This window comes from Actinoplanes sp. NPDC021490 (assembly GCF_055562135.1).
In genome coordinates, this window is sequence record NZ_JBVHFW010000012.1 from 214,500 (window position 1) to 236,564 (window position 22,065).

Annotated in this window: 21 protein-coding genes and 2 pseudogenes; 18 read left to right on the plus strand and 5 right to left on the minus strand. The window is 70.2% G+C overall.

Features of this window, described 5'->3' with window-relative positions; genetic code table 11:
• The first annotated feature begins 54 nt into the window (after positions 1-54).
• The 6 genes from ACZ3I4_RS29335 (at position 55) to ACZ3I4_RS29360 (ending at position 5,629) form a co-directional block, all read left to right on the plus strand.
• Positions 55-1,023 carry a LacI family DNA-binding transcriptional regulator gene (locus ACZ3I4_RS29335; RefSeq protein WP_465385249.1) on the plus strand — a complete coding sequence of 323 codons (969 nt, stop codon included), beginning with the start codon at positions 55-57 and terminating at the stop codon, positions 1,021-1,023.
• Between the two features lie 15 nt (positions 1,024-1,038).
• A complete protein-coding gene (locus ACZ3I4_RS29340; protein WP_465385250.1) occupies positions 1,039-2,274 on the plus strand; it encodes a sugar ABC transporter substrate-binding protein in 1,236 nt (411 codons plus the stop codon).
• Position 2,275: 1 nt separating this feature from the next.
• Positions 2,276-3,292 carry a carbohydrate ABC transporter permease gene (locus ACZ3I4_RS29345; RefSeq protein WP_465385251.1) on the plus strand — a complete coding sequence of 339 codons (1,017 nt, stop codon included), beginning with the start codon at positions 2,276-2,278 and terminating at the stop codon, positions 3,290-3,292.
• Complete coding sequence (locus ACZ3I4_RS29350; protein ID WP_465385252.1) at positions 3,289-4,122, plus strand: carbohydrate ABC transporter permease; 834 nt, start codon at positions 3,289-3,291, stop codon at positions 4,120-4,122. The genes ACZ3I4_RS29345 and ACZ3I4_RS29350 overlap by 4 nt, the downstream gene beginning before the upstream one ends.
• Before the next feature lie 209 nt (positions 4,123-4,331).
• On the plus strand, positions 4,332-4,769 hold the full coding sequence (locus ACZ3I4_RS29355; protein WP_465385253.1) for a hypothetical protein: 438 nt from the start codon (positions 4,332-4,334) through the stop codon (positions 4,767-4,769).
• Positions 4,766-5,629 carry an MFS transporter permease gene (locus tag ACZ3I4_RS29360; RefSeq protein ID WP_465385254.1) on the plus strand — a complete coding sequence of 288 codons (864 nt, stop codon included), beginning with the start codon at positions 4,766-4,768 and terminating at the stop codon, positions 5,627-5,629. The genes ACZ3I4_RS29355 and ACZ3I4_RS29360 overlap by 4 nt, the downstream gene beginning before the upstream one ends.
• Positions 5,630-5,732: 103 nt before the next feature.
• Here ACZ3I4_RS29360 and ACZ3I4_RS29365 read toward each other — a convergent pair whose 3' ends face one another.
• The 3 genes from ACZ3I4_RS29365 to ACZ3I4_RS29375 are packed head-to-tail and all read right to left on the minus strand — an operon-like array spanning position 5,733 to position 7,212.
• A complete protein-coding gene (locus tag ACZ3I4_RS29365; protein ID WP_465385255.1) occupies positions 5,733-6,134 on the minus strand; it encodes a thiol-disulfide oxidoreductase DCC family protein in 402 nt (133 codons plus the stop codon).
• Between the two features lie 4 nt (positions 6,135-6,138).
• Entirely contained in the window at positions 6,139-6,702 is a 564-nt protein-coding gene (locus tag ACZ3I4_RS29370) for a GNAT family N-acetyltransferase (protein ID WP_465385256.1), read from the minus strand.
• A gap of 9 nt (positions 6,703-6,711) precedes the next feature.
• The gene (locus tag ACZ3I4_RS29375; RefSeq protein WP_465385257.1) at positions 6,712-7,212 is read right to left on the minus strand and encodes a GNAT family N-acetyltransferase; all 501 of its coding nucleotides are present in this window, start codon (positions 7,210-7,212) and stop codon (positions 6,712-6,714) included.
• A 40-nt stretch (positions 7,213-7,252) separates the two neighbouring features.
• On the opposite strand from ACZ3I4_RS29375, the gene ACZ3I4_RS29380 reads away from it, so the two are divergent.
• From ACZ3I4_RS29380 to ACZ3I4_RS29400, 5 genes are all read left to right on the plus strand, one after another.
• Positions 7,253-8,491, plus strand: a complete 1,239-nt coding sequence (locus ACZ3I4_RS29380) for a winged helix-turn-helix domain-containing protein (protein WP_465385258.1) — start codon at positions 7,253-7,255, stop codon at positions 8,489-8,491.
• Positions 8,492-8,550: 59 nt separating this feature from the next.
• Positions 8,551-9,105 carry a DUF2752 domain-containing protein gene (locus ACZ3I4_RS29385; RefSeq protein WP_465385259.1) on the plus strand — a complete coding sequence of 185 codons (555 nt, stop codon included), beginning with the start codon at positions 8,551-8,553 and terminating at the stop codon, positions 9,103-9,105.
• A gap of 25 nt (positions 9,106-9,130) precedes the next feature.
• On the plus strand, positions 9,131-10,024 hold the full coding sequence (gene dapA / locus ACZ3I4_RS29390; protein ID WP_465385260.1) for a 4-hydroxy-tetrahydrodipicolinate synthase: 894 nt from the start codon (positions 9,131-9,133) through the stop codon (positions 10,022-10,024).
• 41 nt (positions 10,025-10,065) lie between these two features.
• Positions 10,066-11,754, plus strand: a complete 1,689-nt coding sequence (locus tag ACZ3I4_RS29395; protein WP_465385261.1) for a ribonuclease J — start codon at positions 10,066-10,068, stop codon at positions 11,752-11,754.
• Between the two features lie 87 nt (positions 11,755-11,841).
• A complete protein-coding gene (locus ACZ3I4_RS29400; RefSeq protein ID WP_465385262.1) occupies positions 11,842-13,383 on the plus strand; it encodes a S1 family peptidase in 1,542 nt (513 codons plus the stop codon).
• An 82-nt stretch (positions 13,384-13,465) separates the two neighbouring features.
• On the opposite strand, the gene ACZ3I4_RS29405 is transcribed toward ACZ3I4_RS29400, so the two are convergent.
• Entirely contained in the window at positions 13,466-13,879 is a 414-nt protein-coding gene (locus tag ACZ3I4_RS29405) for a YbjN domain-containing protein (protein ID WP_465385263.1), read from the minus strand.
• A 99-nt stretch (positions 13,880-13,978) separates the two neighbouring features.
• Here ACZ3I4_RS29405 and ACZ3I4_RS29410 point away from each other — a divergent pair, with 99 nt between their 5' ends.
• A complete protein-coding gene (locus ACZ3I4_RS29410; RefSeq protein ID WP_465385264.1) occupies positions 13,979-16,537 on the plus strand; it encodes an FtsK/SpoIIIE family DNA translocase in 2,559 nt (852 codons plus the stop codon).
• Here the strand turns inward: ACZ3I4_RS29410 and ACZ3I4_RS29415 are convergent.
• Entirely contained in the window at positions 16,479-17,705 is a 1,227-nt protein-coding gene (locus ACZ3I4_RS29415; RefSeq protein WP_465385265.1) for a glycosyltransferase 87 family protein, read from the minus strand. The two genes, ACZ3I4_RS29410 and ACZ3I4_RS29415, sit on opposite strands and share 59 nt — an antisense overlap.
• Positions 17,706-17,786: 81 nt before the next feature.
• Here ACZ3I4_RS29415 and rimO point away from each other — a divergent pair, with 81 nt between their 5' ends.
• From rimO to ACZ3I4_RS29445, 6 genes and pseudogenes are all read left to right on the plus strand, one after another.
• Positions 17,787-19,247: a 30S ribosomal protein S12 methylthiotransferase RimO gene (gene rimO / locus ACZ3I4_RS29420; RefSeq protein ID WP_465385266.1), complete on the plus strand. Its 1,461-nt coding sequence runs from the start codon at positions 17,787-17,789 to the stop codon at positions 19,245-19,247.
• On the plus strand, positions 19,244-19,852 hold the full coding sequence (gene pgsA / locus ACZ3I4_RS29425) for a CDP-diacylglycerol--glycerol-3-phosphate 3-phosphatidyltransferase (protein WP_465385267.1): 609 nt from the start codon (positions 19,244-19,246) through the stop codon (positions 19,850-19,852). Before rimO ends, pgsA begins: the two co-directional genes overlap by 4 nt.
• 18 nt (positions 19,853-19,870) lie before the next feature.
• Positions 19,871-20,356 carry a CinA family protein gene (locus ACZ3I4_RS29430; protein WP_465385378.1) on the plus strand — a complete coding sequence of 162 codons (486 nt, stop codon included), beginning with the start codon at positions 19,871-19,873 and terminating at the stop codon, positions 20,354-20,356.
• Between the two features lie 157 nt (positions 20,357-20,513).
• Positions 20,514-20,778 (plus strand): annotated as a pseudogene (locus tag ACZ3I4_RS29435) (helix-turn-helix domain-containing protein); the annotation flags it as partial.
• A 14-nt stretch (positions 20,779-20,792) separates the two neighbouring features.
• Positions 20,793-20,900, plus strand: a pseudogene (locus tag ACZ3I4_RS29440) (helix-turn-helix domain-containing protein); the annotation flags it as partial.
• 301 nt (positions 20,901-21,201) lie between these two features.
• Positions 21,202-22,062 carry a PspA/IM30 family protein gene (locus ACZ3I4_RS29445; protein ID WP_465385268.1) on the plus strand — a complete coding sequence of 287 codons (861 nt, stop codon included), beginning with the start codon at positions 21,202-21,204 and terminating at the stop codon, positions 22,060-22,062.
• The last annotated feature ends 3 nt before the right edge of the window (positions 22,063-22,065 follow it).

Genomic DNA, 22,065 nt, shown 5'->3' on the forward strand with positions numbered 1-22,065 from the left:
CTTATCCGAATTTGATCGTTCAAGACCTAGAGAGGCCGCATCTCGGTGGAAAAGGTGACGATCGCGACGGTGGCTCAACGCGCCGGCGTCTCCCGCCAGACCGTGTCCAACGTGATCAACACGCCGGACGTGGTGCGCGAGGAGACCCGCGAGCGCGTCCGGGAAGCGATCGCCGAGCTCGGCTATCGGGTCAACCAGGCCGCGCGCCAGATGCGTACGGGCCGGTCGCGCCTCATCGCGGTGCGCATCGAACCCGCCCGCGACGGCATCAACGGCTCGGTGCTCGACCGCTTCCTGCACGGGCTCACCGACGCCGCCGGACTCGCCGGCTATCGCGTCATGCTCTACACCGCGGCCGACGACGCCGACGAGATCGCCACCTACGACGAGCTGCTTTCCGCGTACGACCTGGACGCGTTCGTCCTGACCAGCACCCACCACGGCGACCCCCGTACGTCCTGGCTCGCGGCCCGCGACGTGCCGTTCGTGACCTTCGGCCGGCCGTGGGGAGCGCCCGACACCCACTCCTGGGTCGACGTCGACAACGCCGCGGGCACGGCCGCCGCCACCGAGCACCTGCTCGCCGCCGGTCATCGCCGGATCGGGTTCCTGGGCTGGCCCGCCGGCTCCGGCGTGGGTGACGCCCGGCGCGAAGGATGGCATCGCGTGCTCGGCCCGTGGGGAACCGCGCGGGAAACGGTCGACGGGGTCGAATCCGGTGCCGCCGCCGCCCTGTCGGTTCTGCGCGAAGAGGATCCACCGACCGCCCTGGTCTGCGCCAGCGATTCGCTGGCGCTCGGTGCGCTGCGGGCCGCCCGCGACCTGGGGCGTGACTGCGCGGTGGTCGGCTTCGACGACACCGCCGTCGCCCAGGCGATCGGGCTGACCAGCGTCAGTCAGCCGCTCGCCGAGGCGGCCGCCCGATGCATGGGCCTTCTCGGCGAGCTTCTCGACGGCCGGGCGCCGTCCTTCCCGACGACCGTCCTGCTCCCTCCGTCCCTGGTCGTTCGTCAGACGGCCTGACCCCCTGGAGAACTGATGAGAACCAAACTCTGCGGCGCCGCGCTGGCCGCCGTGCTCGTCGCGGTCAGCGCCTGCGGCAGCGGCTTCGACGACAACGGATCGACCACCACCCAGGAAAGCGCCGGACCGGCCGATCTCAAGATCATGATCGCGTCGTCCGGTGACGCCGAGACCAAGGCGGTGCGGGAAGCGGCCGCGTCGTGGGCCTCCAGCAGCGGCAACAAGGCCACCATCACCCCGGCCCAGGACATCGTGCAGCAGCTCGGCCAGGCGCTGGCCGGCAGCACGCCGCCCGACGTCTTCTACGTCGACGCCGCCCGGTTCGCCGACTACGCCAGCGTCGGGGCCCTCGAGCCGTACGCGCAGGGCATGGCCGGCGTCGACGCGTTCCTGCCCAACCTGCGGCAGAGCTTCACCTACGAGGACAAGCTGTACTGCGTGCCGAAGGACACCTCGACCCTCGCCCTGCAGATCAACACCGACCTGTGGCAGAAGGCCGGACTGACCGACGCCGACATCCCCACGACCTGGGACCAGCTGCGCTCGAGCGCTCAGAAGATCAAAGCCAAGGGCATCACCCCGCTCGCGATCGGCGACACCCGCGACCGGATCGGCGCCTTCCTCGTGCAGGCCGGCGGATATTGGGTGAGCCCCGACGGCAAGCAGGCGACCGGGGACACCGCCCAGAACGTCGAGGCCCTCACGTACGTACAGGGGCTGTTGAAGGATGGTCTGGCCAAGTATCCGAAGGCGATGGACGCGGGCTGGGCGGGCGAGGCCTTCGGCAAGGGCAAGGCCGCCATGGCCATCGAAGGCAACTGGATCAAGGGCGCGCTGAGCGCCGACTTCCCCGACATCAAGTACACGGTCAAGGAACTGCCGGCCGGTCCCAAGGGCAAGGGCACGCTGAGCTTCACCCAGTGCTGGGGCGTCGCCGCCAAGAGCAAGTTCAAGCAGCAGGCGGTCGCCTTCGTGCAGGCCATGACCAGCGCCGACCAGCAGCTCAGCTTCAGCAAGGCGTTCGGCGTGATGCCCTCCCGGCAGGACGCGCAGGCCACCTACCAGCAGCAGAACCCCGGTGACGCCGCGTTCGTGGCCGGTGCGCAATACGCCCAGGGCCCGGTGAACGCCCCCAAGATGGACAGCGTGCTGGCCGACCTCGACGCCGGACTGCAAGGCCTGCAGAACGGCGACCCCAAGGCGGTGCTGCAACGCTTCGACAAGAACGCCAAAACGGCCCTCGGGGGCTGAGGTGGCCCGTGGCATCCGGGGCAACGAGCGGACCGCCGGCTGGCTGTTCGTTGCCCCCGCCCTGATCATCCTCGGCCTGTTCATGCTGCTGCCGATCCTGATGGCGCTGTGGGTCAGCCTGACCCGCTGGAACGGCCAGGGCAGCCCGTTCACCGGCGACGTGCCCTTCGCCGGGCTGGGCAACTACACCCGGCTGTTCACCGACGAGGGGCTGGCCCGCCAGGACTTCATGACCAGCATCCGGAACAACGCCTACTACGTGTTCCTGGTGGTGCCGATCCAGACCGTCCTCGCCCTCGCGCTCGCGCTGATCGTCAACAACCGCCTGCTCAAGGGCAAGGGCTTCTTCCGTACGGCGTTCTACTTCCCGTCCGTCACCAGCTCGGTGGCGATCAGCGTCGTCTTCCTGTTCATGTTCGCCAACGGCGGGGCGATCAACGCGATCCTCAGCGTCTTCGGCATCCGGGGCCCGCAGTGGTTCTCCGACCCGCGCGGCCTGATCCACCTGCTCCTCGAAAAGCTCGGCGTGTCCGCACCCCCGTCCCTGCTGGCCGATCACGGCCTGTTCGGCCTGGCCTGGTGGGACTGGCTGTCGGGGCCGAGCGTGGCGATGTGCGCGATCATCTCGCTGGTCATCTGGACCACCTCCGGCACGTTCATGGTGATGTTCCTGGCCGCGCTGCAGAACGTGCCGGTGCAGCTCGAGGAGGCCGGCCTGATCGACGGGGCCAACCGGTGGCAGCGCTTCCGCCACATCACGCTGCCCCAGATCCGCCCGACCATGTTCCTGGTGATCACGCTCGGGCTGATCGGCACCTGGCAGGTCTTCGACCAGATCTACGTGATGAGCCAGGGCAACCCGGCCAAGACCACCCTGACCCCGGCGTTCCTGTCCTACCGCACGGCCTTCCGCGACTTCGACTACGGCTCGGGCGCGGCCATCTCCTTCGTCCTGTTCGTGATCATCGTGCTGCTCACCCTGCTGCAGCGCTGGCTGACCCGGGAGCGTGCCGCATGATCCGTACGCTGACCTCGCGCTTTCTCGGCTACGCGATCCTGATCTTCTTCGCCCTGGTCTTCCTCTACCCGTTCGTCATCCAGATCGCGAACTCGTTCAAGACCGAGTCGAACGCGGCCGACAACCCGCTCTCGCCCGTGCCGTCCCCGCTGGTCACCGATTCGCTCGTACGCATCTTCGAAGGCACCGGCTTTCCCACCTGGCTCGGCAACTCGGTGCTGGTCACGGTCGTGGTGACGATCGGCCGGGTGCTGTTCGCCTCGATGGCCGGCTACGCCCTGTCCCGGCTGCGCTTCCGCGGGCGCAAGGCGCTGTTCGGCGGGCTGCTCGCGCTGATGGCCGTGCCGCCGGTCGTGCTGCTCATCCCCAAGTTCCTGGTGCTCAACCAGCTCGGCATGTACAACAGCTACTCCGGGCTGATCGTGCCGCTGCTGGCCGACGCCACCGGCATCTTCGTGATGAAACAGTTCTTCGACTCGGTGCCGGTCAGCGTCGAGGAGGCGGCCCGCATCGACGGCGCCGGCTCGTTCCGGATGTTCTGGTCGGTGGTGCTGCCGATGGCCCGGCCGGCGCTGATCACGCTGACCATCCTGTCGTTCACCGGATCGTGGAACGAGTTTCCCCACACGCTGGTCTCGGTGCAGGACCCGAGCCTGTTCACGTTGCCGCGCGGGCTGGCCGACCTGGTCAGCGGGTCGCTGGGGGCGGGCACGCAGTATCCGCTGAAGCTGGGCGCGGCCCTGCTGGCCACCATCCCGGTGGCGATCATCTTCGTCGTCTTCCAGCGCTACTTCGTCCGCGACGCCGCCGCCGGCGCGGACAAGGGCTGAGCTGAGCTGACCAATGCTGACCGGACCCATGCTGAGCTGACCCATGCTGAGCGCAGCCCCAACCGGTCCCCAACTGGCCCTACCCCACCCACCCGGGGGCTGGCCAGAGCTTACGCCATCCGGGCCGGTCGATCCGGGTTATCCACAGGCGGAGGTTATCCACAGGCGGCCGGGCGCCGACTGGACCGCGGCCGATAAGTTGTCTCGCTGTGAACCAGCTTTCCGTCCGCGGCCGCCGGGTCCGGGTGCTCGCCACCCTGCTCGCGGGGGCCCTGCTGCTCGCCGGCACCTTGTGGGGCTCCGACGACGACTTCCCGTTCGGGCCCTTCAGGATGTATTCGACGGCGCCCGACCCGAACGGCGACGCCCGCGACACCCGCGTCGAGGGCGTCGACGCCGACGGACGCACGGTGCCGATCACCGAGGGCAACAGCGGCATCCGCCGGGCCGAGATCGAGGGTCAGCAGCAGGCGTACGAGGATGATCCGTCCCGGTTGAGCCGGGTCGCTTCGGCGTACGCGGAACACACGCCCGGCGCCGCCCCGCTCACCTCGGTGCGCATCGTCGTGCGCTGGCACGGCATCGAGCATGCCCGCCCCACCGGCACCTGGCGTGACGAGGTCGTGGCGGAATGGAAGCGCCCATGAAGTGGCTGTTCGCGCCGGTGCCGCTGGGCCGGGTCGCCGCCTTCCGCACGCTGGTCTACGTCTTCGTCGCCCTCGACCTGACCGTCTTCACCCCCTGGGTGCGTTCCCACGCCAACACGCCGGGCGAGCTCTACGAGCCGCTGCTGATCGGCCGGATCCTCCCGCTGCCGACGCCGACGCACTTCCTGGTCTGGGCCGTGTTCTGGGCGCTGATCGTGCTCTCTCTGGCCGCCGCCACCGGCCGGGCGCCGCGCATTCTGGGCTGGGCGGTGTTCGCGCTCTACCTGGAGTGGATGGTCATCGCGATGAGCTACGGCAAGGTCGACCACGACCGGGTCGGTCTGCTCGTGGCGCTGGCCGTGCTGCCGACGATCGGCCGGGCGCGCTTCGGCGACAAGACGCTCTCGGAGGCCGCCGGGTGGGCCCTGCGGGTCACCCAGATGGCGGTGGTCTGCACCTATTTCCTGGCCGCGTGGGCCAAGCTCCGGTTCGGCGGCATCGACTGGCCGACCAGCGCGGTGCTGGCCCAGGCGATCATCCGCCGGGGCACGTGGCCGGCCGACGAGATCGCGGTGATCCCCGGTGTGCTGATCGCGGCCCAGTTCGGCATCATGCTGTTCGAGATGCTGAGCCCGCTGATCTTCGTGGTGCCGCAGCGGTTCCGGTGGATGGGCGTGGCTTTCTTCTACTCGTTCCACGTCGTGACGTTCGCGATGATCACGATCTCGTTCGCGCCCCACCTCGTGGCGATGGCCAGCTTCCTCGCGCTGGAGAGAGTGCGACCGATCGAGTGGGCGCGGCGCCGCTTGGGCCGAACGCCTCGGCCGGCGGTGACAGCGGAGCCCGAACCATCGACCTGACCGGCGGTGACAGCGGAGCCCGAACCATCGACCTGACCGGCGGTGACAGCGGAGCCCGAACCATCGACTTGACCGGCCACGAGGCCGGCCCAGCGGCCAGGGGTCAGGCGTCCTTGCCGTACAGGAGATCTCTTTGGGCCTGCGGCAGCGAGCAAGCCGCCGTGCCGCCCGGCAGCAGGTGCCGGTGCTCGGCGATCCAGCGATAGGCCGGCCAGGCCACCAAGCGGACCGGCCCCAGCTGCAACGCCCCGCCGGCCACCTGCCAGGCCCGCCCCGCGTCGCGGAGCATGAGGGCGATGGCGTCGGGGCCGGAAGTGACCTGGCCGTCGGCGCCGACCCACTGGACCGCTTCCTCGCACTGCTCGACCGTCAGGCCCAGCGACTCGAGATCGGCGAACTGCCACGGAATCACCCGGGCGTGCGTCGGGATGCGCTTCTCCAAAAACTCGGCGCACGTCGTGCAAAAGGAGCAATCGCCGTCGTAGACGAAGGTCGGCGTGGTCACGCTTCTATTCTGCGCTCACGGCCACGTGCAGCCGCAGCTGGGGGACGAGCATGTCGTCCACGTCGAGGGCCCGGCCCGCGCCGTCCGGCTCCCAGCCGGCCGAGGTGAGGAACTTCTGCGTCGCCTTGTCCTGCTCGTAGGCCCAAGCCACCGCGTACGTGAAGGCGTCGTCCCGCCAGTGCGCCACCGCGGCCGACAACAGGCGGCTGCCGTGCCCGCGCCGGCCCCAGCGCGGCTCGACCAGCATGTCGGTGATGGCGGCGACCGTCTCGGGCAGGGGCGGTTCCTCGGGGGCCAGCGCCTGCTCGTCGGCCGGGCCGAAGGCGGCGAACCCGACGGTGGACGACGCGGTCTCGCTCTGTTCGAGCGCGACCAGCACGCGATGCCGCGGGGTCGGAGGGCGCTCGATCGCCTCGGTCCAACCCCGGGCCAGGTACGCCTCGTCGAGGTTGGCGAGCACGTGGGCGGGGAACATGCGCCGGTACGCCGAGCGCCACGTGGCCAGCTGGATGCGGGCGATCTCCGCGGCGTCCTCGGGACGGGCGGGACGGACGAAGCCGATTGCCATGCGGGGAGCCTACAGAGCCGTCGCGTACCGCAACTCGGGCAGTTCGATCGCCGAGCCTCGCGGCGTCCAACTCTGACGGGTGCCGTCCGGCGTCAGGCCCATCCGTTCGTAGAAACCGCGGGCCGCGTGATTCTCCTCGAGCACCCACAGCCGCATGCTCGGGAAACCGGCCGCGGTCAGCCCGGCCCGCGCGGCCTCGACGAGTTTGCGGCCGATGCCGCGGCCCGCATGATCGGGATCCACGTAGACGGCGTAGAGCTCACCCTCGGCCGGGTCCGAACGGTCGGGTCCAAAAGTGACGAAGGCGACGATTCGGCCGTCCTGCTCCGCGACCAGATTGCCGGCGTCCGGATGCGGGTTGCTGCGGCGGCGGGCGGCGAACTGCGCCGGATCCAGCGCGGCCAGAAAATCGGACGGCACAATTCCCTCGTACGCGGTCTGCCAGGTCTTGACGTGCACAGCCGCGACCTCGTCGTAGTCAGCCTCGGTGATCGGCCGGATCTCGGTCATGCGGCGATTTTGTCGTACCTCTGCTCTAACGTGCTCGTCGATGGCTCTTCCAGATGCTCTTTCCGTCGCGCAGGCCCGCCGGGTGACGCTGGCCGCGCAGGGTTTCGCCGATCCCAAGCCGGGCGGCGCGACCGATCTGCGTCACCTGCGGCGGGTGCTGCGCCGCGTCCACCTGATCCAGATGGATTCGGTGAACGTTCTGCAGCGGGCCCACTTCATGCCGCTCTACAGCCGGCTCGGCCCCTATCCGGTCGAGCTGCTCGAGCGTGCGGCCTATCGCAAGCCCCGCGACCTGTTCGAGTTCTGGGGTCACGAGGCGTCGCTGATCACCACCGATCTGCAGCCGCTGTTCCGCTGGCGCATGGCCCGCGCGGCCGAGATGGCCTGGGGTGGCATGCGCCGCGTGGCCGAGGAGCAGCCCGAGCTGGTCGCCCGCGTCCTCGGTGTGGTGCGTGACCGCGGCCCGATCACGGCGGCCGAGATCGAGCACGACGAGCCCCGCCGCAAGGATCACTGGGGCTGGAACTGGTCGGCCGTCAAGCAGGCGCTCGAGTGGCTGTTCTACAGCGGCCAGATCACCGCGGCCGAACGCACGACGTCGTTCGCCCGGCGTTACGACCTGCCCGAGCGGGTGCTGCCCCAGGCCGTGCTCGACGCGCCGACCCCAGCCCCGGTCGACGCCTTCCGGGCGCTGGTCGAGCTGTCCGCCCGCGCCCTCGGGGTGGCCGCCGAGCCCGAGCTGCGCGACTACTTCCGGCTGCCGGTCGACGGCTTCAAGCAGGCCGTCGCCGAGCTGGTCGACGATCGGGTGTTGCGGCCCGTCACCGTCCCGGGGTGGAAGCAGCCGACCTATCTGCATCATGAGGCGAAGCTCCCACGGTGGGTGCGCGCGTCCACCCTGGTCAGCCCGTTCGACCCGCTGATCTGGGAACGCGGGCGCACCGAGCGGCTGTTCGGCATGAACTACCGCATCGAGATCTACGTGCCGGCCGCCCAGCGGCTCTACGGCTATTATGTGCTGCCGTTCCTGCTCGGCGACCAGCTCGCGGCCCGGGTCGATCTCAAGGCCGACCGCAAGGCGGGCCGGCTGCTGATCCCGGCCGCGTGGCTCGAGCCCGGCGCCGACGCGGAAGAGACGGCCGTCGCCCTCGCCGCCGAGCTGCATCGTCTGGCCGGCTGGCTGGGGCTCGACGAGATCGCGCCGCCGGAGCGGGGCGATCTGGCCGGCCCGCTGACCGCCGCTTTGCGGGCGGCCGGCGCCGGCGCGGCCGAGATCTGACGAAGAGCCGAGATCTGACGAAGATCGGCCGCGGGCCGGGCCGGTGTACCGTGACGGGCATGACCACCGCCACCGAGCGCCCGTGGCTGGACGACCAGCCGGTGCAGGGCCCGCCGGTGCCGCCCGAGTGGCTGGCCTATTACGCGCGGCAGCAGGCCGCCCGCGAGCCCGACCGGGTTACCCGGTTCGTCCAGAAAATCTGGACCGGGTCGCCGATCTGGGCCGCCCCGCTGGCCCTTCTGGTGTGCATGGGTGGCGCGGTGGGTTACACGCTGGCCAGCCACCCGGCCGAGGCCGGCGCCGGCGACGCCCCGACCTGCCTGCTCAAGTTCACCACCGGCTTCGTCTGCCCGGGCTGCGGCGGCACCCGCGCGGCGTGGTATCTGCTGCACGGTGACCTCCCGGCCGCGGCCCGCCACCACGCCCTCTTCACCTTCGCGGTTCCCTTCCTTCTCTATCTGTACGTCGCCTGGGCCGCGAAGCGCCTCTTCAAGTGGAACCTCCCGCAGCTCAACCTCAGCCCCGCCGTCCTGATCACGTTTGTCGCTGTGTGGGGGGTCTGGAGCGTGTTGCGCAACCTGCCCTGGGCCCCGTTCACCGCGCTCTACGTCTGACCGGGCCGTCCTATAGGTTGTGGGTATGACGCACGACCCGCGACCCTTCGGACGGCTGCTGACCGCGATGGTCACCCCGTTCGCCCCGGACGGCTCCCTCGACGTCGAGGGCGCGGCGAAACTGGCCACCTACCTCGTGGACGAGCAGCGCAACGACGCGCTCGTCGTCAGCGGCACCACGGGCGAGTCGCCGACCACCACCGACGCGGAGAAGGAAATCCTGCTCCGGGCCGTGGTCGACGCGGTGGGCGACCGGGCCCAGGTCATCGCGGGTGTGGGCACCAACAACACCGCACACACCCTGGAACTGGCACATGCCGCCGAGAAGGCCGGAGCACACGGCCTGCTGGTCGTGACGCCGTATTACAACAAGCCGCCGCAGGCGGGCGTGGCCAGGCATTTCCTCACCGTCGCCGATGCCGTCGGCCTGCCGGTGATGGTCTACGACATCCCGCACCGCGCCGGCACGGCGATCGCCACCGAGACGATGTGCCGCCTCGCCGAGCACGGTCGCATCGTGGCGGTCAAGGATGCCAAGGGCGACCTGACCGCCAGTTCGTGGGTGCTCAGCCGCACCGGTCTGGCCTATTACTCCGGCGACGACGTGGCCACCCTGCCGCTGCTGTCGATCGGCGGGGCCGGCCTGGTCGGCACCTCCACCCATTTCACCGGCGTGCTCGCCAAAGACATGATCGAGGCGTTCGAGCGCGGTGACAACGCCGCCGCTCTGGCTCTGCACCGGCAGGCGATGCCGCTGTTCACCGGCATCTTCCGCTCGCCGGGCACCATGCTGGTCAAGGCGGGTCTGAACGCTCAGGGCCGCCCGGCGGGCCCGGTCCGTTCGCCGCTGGTCGACGCGACCGGCGCCGAGCTCGACCAACTGCGCCAGGACGCCGCCGCCGCCGGCATCGCCCTGTAAAAGGGGCGGCCGGCCTCACGACGAAAGACAGATAAACGCGAATGAGTCAAGCCCACGTGGATCTCGATCCGCCGCCGCCGCTGCCGGAGGGCGCCCTGCGCGTCATCCCGATGGGTGGTCTCGGCGCTATCGGCCGCAACATGACCGTCCTCGAGTTCGACGGGAAGCTGCTGGTCATCGACTGCGGCGTGCTGTTCCCCGACGTGGAGCAGCCGGGCGTCGACCTGATCCTGCCCGACTTCACGCCGATCCTCGACCGCCTCGACGACGTGCAGGCGATCGTGCTCACGCACGGCCACGAGGACCACATCGGCGCGGTGCCCTACCTGCTGGCCCACAAGGCCGACATCCCGCTGGTGGGCTCCGAGTTCACGCTGGCGCTGGTCGAGGCCAAGCTGGCCGAGCGTCGGCTCGACCCTTACACGTTGACCGTGCGGGAGGGGCAGACCGAGCGGCTCGGCCCGTTCGAGTGCGAGTTCTTCGCGGTCAACCACTCGATTCCCGACGCGCTCGCCGTCGCCGTCCGCACCCCGGCCGGCCTGGTGCTGCACACCGGCGACTTCAAGATGGACCAGGTGCCGCTGGACGGCCGCATCACCGACCTGGCCGGGTTCGCGCGGCTCGGCGCCGAGGGTGTCGACCTGCTGCTCTCCGACTCGACGAACGCCGAGGTGCCCGGCTTCGTGGCGCCCGAGCGTGACATCGGCCCGGTGCTGAGCTCGATCTTCGGCAAGGCCCGCGGCCGCATCATCGTGGCCAGCTTCGCCTCGCACGTGCACCGCGTGCAGCAGGTGATGGACGCGGCCTGGGAGTACGAGCGCAAGGTGGCCCTGATCGGCCGCTCGATGGTCCGCAACATGGGCATCGCCCGCGACCTCGGCCTTCTCAACATCCCGGACGGCCTGCTGGTCAGCCTGGACGAGGCGACCAGGATGCCGGGCGAGGAGATCGTCTTCATGTCGACCGGCTCGCAGGGTGAGCCGATGAGCGCGCTCGGCCGGATGGCCAACGGCGACCACCGGCACATCACGATCGAGCCGGGCGACACCGTCGTGCTCGCCAGTTCGCTCGTGCCGGGCAACGAGACCTCGGTCTACCGGGTGATCAACCGGCTGTCCCGGGCCGGCGCCACCGTGGTGCACAAAGAGACGGCCAAGGTGCACGTCTCGGGTCACGCCCCGGCCGGGGAACTGCGCTACCTGCTCAACGTGGTGCGTCCCAGCAACCTCATGCCGGTGCACGGCGAGTGGCGGCACCTGCGCGCCCACGCCCAGCTCGGTGTCGAGACCGGGGTCGCGCCCGACCGGGTCGTGCTCTGCGAGGACGGCGACGTCGTCGACCTGGTCGAGGGGCACGCCCGCCACGTCGGCCGGGTACCCAACAGATACGTCTACGTCGACGGGCTCGCGGTCGGTGACGTCAGCGAGTCGCTGCTCACCGAGCGGCGCATCCTCGGCGACGGCGGGTTCATCTCGGCCACCGTGGTGATCGACTCGGTCACCGGCAAGGTGGTCGGCGAGCCCAGCATCTCGGCCAAGGGCTTCAGCGAGGACCCCGAGGCGTTCAACCCGGTGATCCCGTTGCTGACCGCCGCGCTGCACCGTTCGGCCGAGGACGGCATCACCGACACGCACCAGTTGCAGCAGGTGGTGCGGCGCACGGTCGGCCGCTGGGTCAACGACGCGTACCGCCGGCGCCCGATGATCGTGCCGACCGTCGTAGAAGTCTGAGCAGATTTAAACCTTTCGCTGCCGTCCTCCGTACTTCCTGTCACGGTGCCGCCCCCACGGCGCCGATGGCGAGGGGAGTACCTCAAGATGCAGCGCAGACGGATCGCCGTGGCGGCGGCGGTCGTGGTCGCGGCCGGGGCAGCGGTGGCTTTCACCCTGCCGTCCATGGCCGGCACCACGCCGTCGAGTAAGGCCGTCAGGCCCGGCCCGGGTGGCGTGGCGCCGCAGATCCTTGCGGCGATGAAGCGTGACCTGGGCCTGGATGGCGATCAGGCGACGGCCCGCTTGCAGCGGTCGAAGTGGGCCAGCGGCGTGAGCGCCAAGCTGTCGGCGCAGACGGGCGCCGACTTCGGTGGCGCCTGGCTGGCCACCGACGGCAACACGCTCAAGGTCGCCGTGACCGACCCGGACGCCGAGGCGGCCGTCCGCGCCGCCGGCGCCGAGCCGGTGCTGGTCCAGCGCAGCGAGCAGGCGCTGGTCAAGGCCAAGGAAAAGCTGGACTCGGTCCGTTCCGAGGCCCCGGGCATCACCGGGTGGTATGTCGACGTCGCCACCAACAAGCTGGTCGTCGTGGCCAAGCCGGGCGAGCAGGCGGCGGCCAAGCGGCTGGCCCGCACGGCCGGTGTCGGCACCGGCACCTACTCGGTCGTGACCAGCACGGCCAGCCCCAAGCCGCTGTTCGACGTGCGCGGCGCCGACCCGTATTTCATCGCGGTCGCCGGCGGCACGGCCCGCTGCTCGATCGGTTTCTCGGTCGAGGGCGGCTTCGTCACGGCCGGGCACTGCGGCGAGGTCGGCGCGACCACGACCGGCTTCAACCAGCAGGCTCAGGGCACCGTCCGCGCCTCGACCTTCCCGGGCGACGCCGACATGGGCTTCGTCGAGGTCAACGGCAACTGGACCCCGCGCGCCGTGGTCAACGACTTCGAGGGCAACGAGCTGCCGGTGGCCGGCAACACCGAGGCCCCGGTGGGTGCCGCGGTGTGCCGCTCCGGCTCCACGACCGGCACGTTCTGCGGCACGATCCTGGCCAAGAACCAGACCGTGGTCTATCCGGAGGGCGCGGTCACCGGCCTCACCCGCACGAACGTCTGCGCCGAGGGCGGCGACTCGGGCGGCCCGTGGCTCAGCGGCGACCAGGCCCAGGGCATGACCTCCGGCGGTTCGGGTGACTGCACCGTCGGCGGCGAGACCTTCTTCCAGCCGATCAACGAGATCCTGGCCGCGGAAGACCTCACGCTGGTGACCAGCGGCGGCGGCAGCGCGGGCAACGGTGGCGGCGAGGCCGCGCCGAGCGACCCGCCGGCCGAGTCCACCGGCGCCTGCGACGACCAGGCCGCGCAGCGCACGGGCAACCTGCCCCGCGCCCGCACCGCCCAGGCCCAGCCCGACGGGGCCGCGTTCCGGTCGAACGCCGGCGCCCAGACCGCCTGCCTGACCGTCGCCGAGGGGGCCGACTTCGACCTCTTCCTGCAGCGACTCACCAATCGCGGCTTCCGCACGGTCGCCAGCGCCACCGGCGAGGGCGACAAGGAGCTGACCTTCAACGGCCGCTCCGGCACCTACCGGTACGTCGTCGTCGCCACCTCCGGCAACGGCGCGTACACGCTGGGGTTCAGCACCCCGTGACGCGCCCGGCCACCAACCCTGCCTAGGTGGCGAGAGCGCGATTGATGCCGGGGAGCCGAGAGGCTCCCCGGCATCACACGTCTCAGGAGGATTGCCGCAGTTCGGCGACCTCGTTGGCGAGCTGGACACTGGTGGCGATCGCGGCCAGCATCACCTGGTCGAGCTGCTCGGGGGTCACGCCCCGCTCCCAGTCGGCGATCACCTCGCCGATCACCAGCACCGTCCCGTCGTCGTTGACGTGCACGTACGCCTTCGGGAAGAGCTGATCGTGGTTCCACGCGTTGCAGAACTCGTAGAGCCGGGGCACCTCCTCCATCGGGAACAGGTGCTGCACCATCGCCCGGATCTGGAGCACCTCCTGCTGCTGCCCGATCCGGAAGAAATAGATCAGGTTGCCCTGGAAGTTGCCCCCGATGTCGCCGTCGGCGTCCTCGAAGTACTTGAATTCGCGCGCGTCGAGCGCGGCCGTGATCATTTCCTTGGTGAACGGTTGCACGGGGACGACCCTACGTCGCGGTCTCTCGCGGGTGCCGGGATACGACGCCGGTCGGTGCGCCTACCGGATTCATGAGCATCGCGGCGTTACGGTGTGACCATGGCGGGCCGAACCTCTCCGGCGAGCCGGGGTCGCGCCGCGTCCACGTCGCGCGGCGCCGCGAGCAGTCGTGCCCGTCAGCCGGCGGCACGTCAGCCCGCTCGCAAGACCACCAAGTCGACCCGACCGGCCGCCCGCACGCGTTCGGCGTCGCGCGCGCGGCCCGGCATGGGTTCGGCCATCGCCACCGGCATGGGCCGTGGCCTGGGCGCCCTCTGGATGGGCCTGGCCCACAGCGTCGGCTGGGCCGCCCGCGGCGTCGGCCGGCAGGCCGCCACGGCCAAGGAGATCGATCCCGAGCACCGCCGTGACGGTGGCGGGCTGCTCATGCTCGGCCTGGCCATCCTGGTCGGGGTGGCGGTCTGGGCGAACAGCGCCGGGCCGGTGGGGCAGTGGCTGGCCGACTCGACGCATCTGTTCTTCGGCGGCCTGGCCGTGCTCCTGCCGCTGCTGCTGCTCTACGGCGCGATCCGGCTGATGCGCAAGCCGGCCGACCCCGAGCACCGCGGCCGCTCGCTGGTCGGCTGGACGGCCCTGGTCATCTCCATCGCCGCGCTGTTGCACATCGGCGAGGATCCGACCGACGACGTCGGCATCACCAAGGCCGGCGGCCTGCTCGGCTACGGCTTCGGCGCGCTGCTCGAACGGGCGGTCACGGCCTGGGTCGCCGTGCCGCTGCTCGTGCTGCTGTTCGTCTTCGGGCTGCTGGTGATCACGGCTACGCCGATCAACAAGATCCCCGAGCGGATCATGCTGCTGGCCGACGTGCTGATGGGTCGCTCGACCGAGCGTGCGCCGCTGCCCACGCCCGAGCTGCCCGACGACTACGACCTCGAGGACGACCCGGAAGAGCCGGTCAAGAAGGGCCGCTCGTCGCGTCGCCGGCAGGGATCGCTGGCCGACATCGGCCTGGCCGGCGAGCCCGGGGAGCCGGCCGCTGACGAGGACGACTTCCTGCTGCACGACACGGTGGCCGTGCCCAAGGTGCCGGCCAGCCGCAAGAAGCCCGCCCCGCAGCCGCCGCCGGAGCATTCGGAGCCGCTGCCCACGCGGGCCGAGCAGCTCGAGATCAGCGCGGTGCCGGGCGACTACCGCCTGCCGCCGCCGTCGCTGCTCGGCAAGGGCTCGCCGCCGAAGTCGCGCAGCCGCGCCAACGACGAGATCATGGCCGCCCTGACCGGGGTGTTCGAGCAGTTCAACGTCGACGCGCTGGTCACCGGCTTCACCCGGGGTCCGACGGTCACCCGATACGAGGTCGAGATCGGGCCGGGCACCAAGGTCGAGCGCATCACGCAGCTCTCGCGCAACATCGCGTACGCCGTCAAGTCGCCCGATGTCCGGATCCTGAGCCCGATTCCGGGCAAGAGCGCCGTCGGCGTCGAGATCCCCAACACCGACCCCGAGAACGTGTCGCTTGGCGACGTGCTGCGCTCGCGGGCCGCTGCCGCCGATCACCACCCGATGCTGGTCGCGCTGGGCAAGGACATCGAGGGCGGCTTCGTGGTGGCCAACCTGGCCAAGATGCCGCACATCCTGATCGCGGGCGCGACCGGCGCCGGCAAGAGCTCCTGCCTCAACACGCTGCTCGTCTCGCTGCTGACCAGGTCGACCCCCGACGAGGTACGCCTGCTGCTGGTCGACCCGAAGCGGGTGGAGATGACCGCGTACGAGGGCATCCCGCACCTCGTCACGCCGATCATCACCAACCCGAAGAAGGCCGCCGAGGCGCTCGAATGGGTCGTCCGCGAGATGGACATGCGCTACGACGACCTGGCGGCCAACGGCGTACGCCACATCGACGACTTCAACCGCAAGGTGCGCAGCGGCGAGATCACCGCGCCGCCCGGCAGCGAGCGCGTGATGAAGCCGTACCCCTATCTGCTGGTCATCATCGACGAGCTGGCCGACCTGATGATGGTGGCGCCGCGCGACGTGGAGGACTCGGTCGTCCGCATCACCCAGCTCGCCCGGGCCGCCGGCATCCACCTGGTGCTGGCCACCCAGCGCCCGTCGGTCGACGTGGTCACCGGTCTGATCAAGGCCAACGTGCCGTCACGGCTCGCGTTCGCGACCTCGTCGCTGGCCGACAGCCGGGTCATCCTCGACCAGCCGGGCGCCGAAAAGCTGCTGGGCCGGGGCGACGGCCTGTTCTTGCCGATGGGCGCGTCCAAGCCGACGCGTATCCAGGGCGCCTGGGTCGACGAAAAAGAGATCGCGGCGGTCGTCAAGTTCTGCAAGGACCAGCGCGAGCCGGAGTTCCGCGAGGACGTCATCGAGGCGCCGGCCAGCAAGAAGAAGCAGATCGACGAGGAGATCGGCGACGACCTCGAGGTGCTGATCCAGGCCATCGAGCTGGTCGTGACCAGTCAGTTCGGCTCGACGTCGATGCTGCAGCGCAAGCTGCGCGTCGGGTTCGCCAAGGCCGGCCGCCTGATGGACCTGATGGAGACCCGCGGCATCGTTGGCCCCTCCGAGGGCAGCAAGGCCCGCGACGTGCTGATCAAGCCCGACGAGCTGGAAGGGGCGCTGGCGGAGCTTCGAGTGGGGGACGGGGACTAGTCATCGCCTCGAGTTCGTCCTCCAGCGTCGGGCGGAAGGCGTCGCGGAAGAGACGGTGGGCGACGGTGAGCAGCGCGGCCAGCATCAGCAGGGCGGCGATCGTCGGCAGCACGGGGACGACCCGGCCGAACATGTACGGCTGGTAGGAGAGCAGGGACGCCGCCTGCACCAGCAGCGGGACGTACCAGAGCCGCGGGATGAACAGGGCGAGCACGACCGTCATCACGTCGGCCAGGAAGAAATACCGCTCGTGCATGCCGGGCAGCAGGAACGGCACCAGGATCGAGAAGAGCGCGGCGACCAGCACGGTCCGCTCGGTGGTCAGCTCGACCGAGCGCGCGATCAGCACGTAGATGACGCCGATCACCACCGCCGCGCAGAACAGGTAGCCCAGCATCCGCAGCCCGTCCTCCCGGGTGCTGCCGGTGACCAGGGCGAAGACGTTCGGGGCACGCAGGCTCAGCTCGGGCACGTTGACGGCCTGACGGTTCATCGAATAGATCGTGAGCAGCTCGACCGGGTTGCGGCCGAAGACGATCGCCGGGAGGTCGAGCAGCAGGTACGCGGCCGGGGCGGCCAGGAGCGTACGCCAGGGCAGGCGGCCGCTCAGGGCGAGCAGCAGCAGGAGCGGGAAGATGAACACGCCCTGCGGTTTCATGGCCAGCGCGACACCGCACAGGGCGACACCCCACCACGGTTTGCCGCGCAGCAGGTAATAGAGGCCGCCGAGCGCCGGGGCGGCCCACATGGCGTCGACCTGGCCCCACCACGACGCGTTGAGCACCACCGTCGGCAGCAGCACGACGACCAGCGCGACGGCCATCGGCTTACGGCTGCCCGGATGGCGCAGGCCGACGATGCGGTAGGCGAAGAACGCCAGCACGACGTCGAACAGCACCCAGATCGCCTTGATTTTGAGCAGCAGCGGGCCGGGCAGAAGGTGCGCGAAGGCCAGCAGATAGACGAACGGCGCGTTGTAGTTGCCCACGTCGGCCCCGAGCGCACGCCAGTCGCCGACCCGGCCCAGCTGGTGATACCACTGGAAGAAGATGTTCATGTCGTTCGTCTTCTCGCGGAATCCGGCCCAGCGGGCGAGGATCGCGATGACGACGAGGGCGGCGATGAGCAGCCACTCCGCGTGCCGGGCGGGCTTGTCTGAAGTCTGCATGGTGACCTGGGGTACGGTCCCGGCCCCCGATCGGATCAGTGCGCGGGTGAACCCGGGTGGGAACCCGGCTAACCTTGCCTGGTGTCGGTAACTCCTTCCCCCCGCCGTGTCGCCCTGCTCACCCTCGGCTGTGCCCGAAACGAAGTCGATTCGGAGGAGCTCGCGGCCCGCCTCGACGCGGGCGGATGGCAGGTGAGCACGGACGCCGACGGGGCCGATGTGGTCGTCGTCAACACCTGCGGCTTCGTCGAGAAGGCGAAGCAGGACTCGATCGAGACGCTGCTCGCCGCGGCCGACACCGGCGCCAAGGTCGTCGCGGCCGGCTGCATGGCCGAGCGTTACGGCAAGGAGCTGGCCGACAGCCTGCCCGAGGCGTCCGCGGTGGTCAGCTTCGACGACTACACCGACATCGCGGCCCGGCTCGACGGCGTCCTGGCGGGCGAGCGGTTCGACGCGCACACTCCCCGCGACCGGCGCGAGCTGCTGCCGATCACGCCCGTGCAGCGCCAGTCGGCCAAGGTGGTCATCCCCGGCCACGCCACCGTCGACGAGCACACCCCGGCTCACCTGCGCAAGGTGCTGCGCCGCCGGCTCGACAACGGCCCGGTCGCGAGCCTCAAGCTGGCCAGCGGCTGCGACCGCAAGTGCGCGTTCTGCGCGATCCCGGCGTTCCGCGGCGCGTTCGTGTCCCGCGACCCGCAGGAGCTGCTGGCCGAGGCCGAGTGGCTGGCCCGGTCGGGCGTGCGCGAGCTGGTGCTGGTGAGTGAGAACAGCACCTCGTACGGGAAGGATCTGGGCGACCCGCGGCTGCTCGAGAAGCTGTTGCCGCAGCTCGCCGCGGTCGACGGCATCGTCCGGGTGCGCGCCAGCTATCTGCAGCCCGCCGAGACCCGGCCCGGCCTGGTCGAGGCGATCGCCACCACCCCGGGTGTCGCGCCCTACTTCGACCTGTCGTTCCAGCACTCCAGCGAGCCGGTGCTGCGCCGGATGCGGCGTTTCGGCTCGACCGACCGGTTCCTCGACCTGCTGGCCTCGGCCCGCGAGCTGGCTCCGGCGGCCGGCGCACGCAGCAACTTCATCGTCGGCTTCCCCGGCGAGAGCAAGCAGGACGTCGACGAGCTGGTGCGATTCCTGTCCGAGGCCCGGCTCGACGCGATCGGCGTCTTCGACTACAGCGACGAGGACGGCACCGAGGCGGCCGGGCTCGACAAGAAGGTCAAGGAAGACACGATCAAGCGCCGCTACGACCGGATCGTGACGCTGGCCGACGAGCTCTGCGCCCAGCGGGCCGAGGAGCGGCTCGGGTCGATCGTCGAGGTGCTGGTCGACACGATCGCCGACGGCGAGGTCGAGGGCCGCGCCGAGCACCAGGCCCCCGAGGTCGACGGCTCGACGACGCTGGTTTCCGACGGCACCGGCGCCGACCTGGCCGCCCTGCGTCCCGGCGACTTCGTCCGGGCCCGGGTCACCGCGACCGAGGGCGTCGACCTGGTCGCCGTGCCGGTCGAGATGATCTCAGCGGCGCCGGTGTCCCCGCGGTGACCGACGAGCCGGTCCCGGTGACCGCGCCGAGGACGGTGTCGCCGTACAACGTGGCGAACGTCCTGACCGTGGTGCGGATCGTGCTGGTGCCGGTCTTCCTCGGCCTGGTGGTCTCGTCGCAGCTGACCGGCACGGGCGCGCGTATCGTCACGTGCCTGGTCTTCTGCGTGGCCTCGGCGACCGATTTCGTGGACGGCTGGATCGCCCGGCGCTGGTCGCTGGTCACCTCGTTCGGCAAGGTCGCCGATCCCATCGCCGACAAGGCCCTCACCGGCACGGCTCTGGTGCTGCTCTCGGTCTACGACCGGCTGCCCTGGTGGGTGACCGTGCTGATCCTGGTACGCGAGTGGGGCATCACCGCGCTCCGGTTCTGGGTCATCCGGTACGGCATCATTCCGGCCAGCCGGGGTGGCAAACTCAAGACGGTGCTGCAGATCGCCGCCATCGCGTGGTACCTGTGGCCGGTGCCCGAGCCGTTCGACATCGTCGGCCCGGGTCTGATGGCCGCGGCGACTCTGGTGACCGTCGTGACCGGTGTGGACTATGTGATCGAAGCGCTCCGCCTTCGCCGGAATGCCCGGCATGCGAGCCGCACGGAAGGGTAGACGCCGGGCGTGGAAGATTTGAACAACGCCGCTGCGGCGGCCATGCACCGTCTGGTCGACCGCCGGGAGACCTTCGCCACCGCCGAGTCGCTGACCGGCGGTCTGGTGGCCGCGACGGCGGTCGAGATCCCCGGGGCCAGCGTGGTCTACCGGGGCGGCTTCGTGGTGTACGCCACCGACCTCAAACACAAGCTCGCGGGCGTGCCCGAGAAGCTGCTGGACGAGCGCGGACCGGTCGACGGCGACGTGGCGGCGGCGCTGGCCGAGGGCGCCCGCGCGCGGTGCGAGGCCGACTGGGGACTGGCGACGACCGGCGTGGCCGGGCCCGAGCCGCAGGCCGGCAAGCCGGTGGGACTCGTCTACGTGGCGGTGGCCGGGCCGACCGGCACCGAGGTGCGCGAGCTGAAACTCGACGGAAATCGGGACGCCATCCGCACGGAAAGTGTGACGAGGGCACTACTCCTGCTCGCAGACTGTTTGCAGAACGCCCCCGCGGCGGTCTGAGCTGGGGAATGTCCCGGTGATCATCGAAGTTACGTGAATGCCCCGTTGTCGGGCCCCCCGGAATTCGGCGGGGCGGGATGTCGGTATGGCCGGCAGCGGGTACGGTTGCGGGAAGCCTCCGGCGTGTGCCGGCGGCCCCGCCGCAGGAGGAGGTGCCATGGTCCTGCTACGCCGGGTCATCGGCGACGCACTACGGGCGCGCCGGCAGGGGCAGCACCGCACGCTGCGCGAGGTGTCCACCGCCGCGAATGTCAGCCTCGGTTACCTGTCCGAGATCGAGCGCGGTCAGAAGGAAGCGTCCAGCGAGCTGCTCGCCGCCATCTGTGACGCGCTCGGCGCACGGCTCTCCGAACTTCTCAGCGAGGTCAGCGACACGCTGTCCCTCGCCGAGGACATGGACGGCGTGCTGGTGCCGGTCGACGACAACAAGAAGAGCGTCACGAGCGACGGGAACGTGTCGGTCAAGGTCCGTCAGGATTCGCCTCTCAAGGCGACCCTGCACGCGACTCGCAAGCCGCAGCGCGACGTCGTCTACGCCGCCTGAGAGATCATTCGAATGGGCTGGGTCCGCTCCTTCCGGGAGCCGACCCGGCCTGTTTCCTTTTTGTGCCTTGTGCGGTTGCTGTGACTCCTCGGGGACGCTCCCTCGGGATCGACCCCGAGCCCGGAGAGCGCGTAGCCTCGAAGCCTGGGGGACACCCTGAGATCCCCCGGAGGTCACGTGACGTCGGTGGCGTCGAGCTGACACGATGGCATGACCACACCAGGTAACTCGCCATCGCGACAGCTCCTCGATCTGCGTCGGTGGCGGACCCGACTGAGCGACATTGAGGGGATACCGCGAGATGGCGAATCCGTTCGTCAAGGGCTGGCGTTACATGATGGCGCTCTTCGGCGCGAAGATTGATGAATACGCCGACCCCAAGGTCCAGATCCAGCAGGCCATCGAGGACGCACAGCGCCAGCACCAGGCCCTCGTGCAGCAGGCCGCGGCGGTCATCGGCAACCAGCGTCAGCTGGAGATGAAGCTGTCCCGCCAGATGTCCGAGGTCGAGAAGCTGCAGGGCATGGCGCGGCAGGCGCTGGTCCTGGCCGACCGGGCACGCTCCGGCGGCGACGAGTCCGAGGCCCAGAAATACGAGTCCACCGCCCAGACGCTCGCCACCCAGCTGGTCTCGGGTGAGCAGTCGATGGAGGACCTCAAGACGCTGCACGACCAGGCGCTCTCGGCCGCGGGCCAGGCCCGCAAGGCCGTCGAGAACAACGCCATGGTGTTGCAGCAGCGCATTGCCGAGCGGTCGCGTCTGCTCAGCCAGCTCGAGCAGGCCAAGATGCAGGAGACCGTGGCCAAGTCGCTCGAGTCGATGTCCTCGCTGGCCGCGCCGGGCAACACCCCGTCGCTGGACGAGGTGCGCGACAAGATCGAGCGGCGCTACGCCGACGCGATGGGCCGCGCCGAGCTGGCCTCCAACTCGGTCGAGGGCCGCATGCTCGAGGTGCAGAAGTCCAGCCTCGACATGGCCGGTTCGTCCCGGCTCGAGCAGATCCGCGCCAGCATGGCGGGCGAGCAGCTCGGTGGCGCCCCGGCCCAGCCCGCGGTCGAGAAGGCCGCCTCGCCGGCTTCCGACCCGGCCAGTGTCGCCCGGCTCGACGAGATCCGGGCCAGCATGAATCAGAAGCGCGGCGACACGACCGCCGCCGGCTGAGCA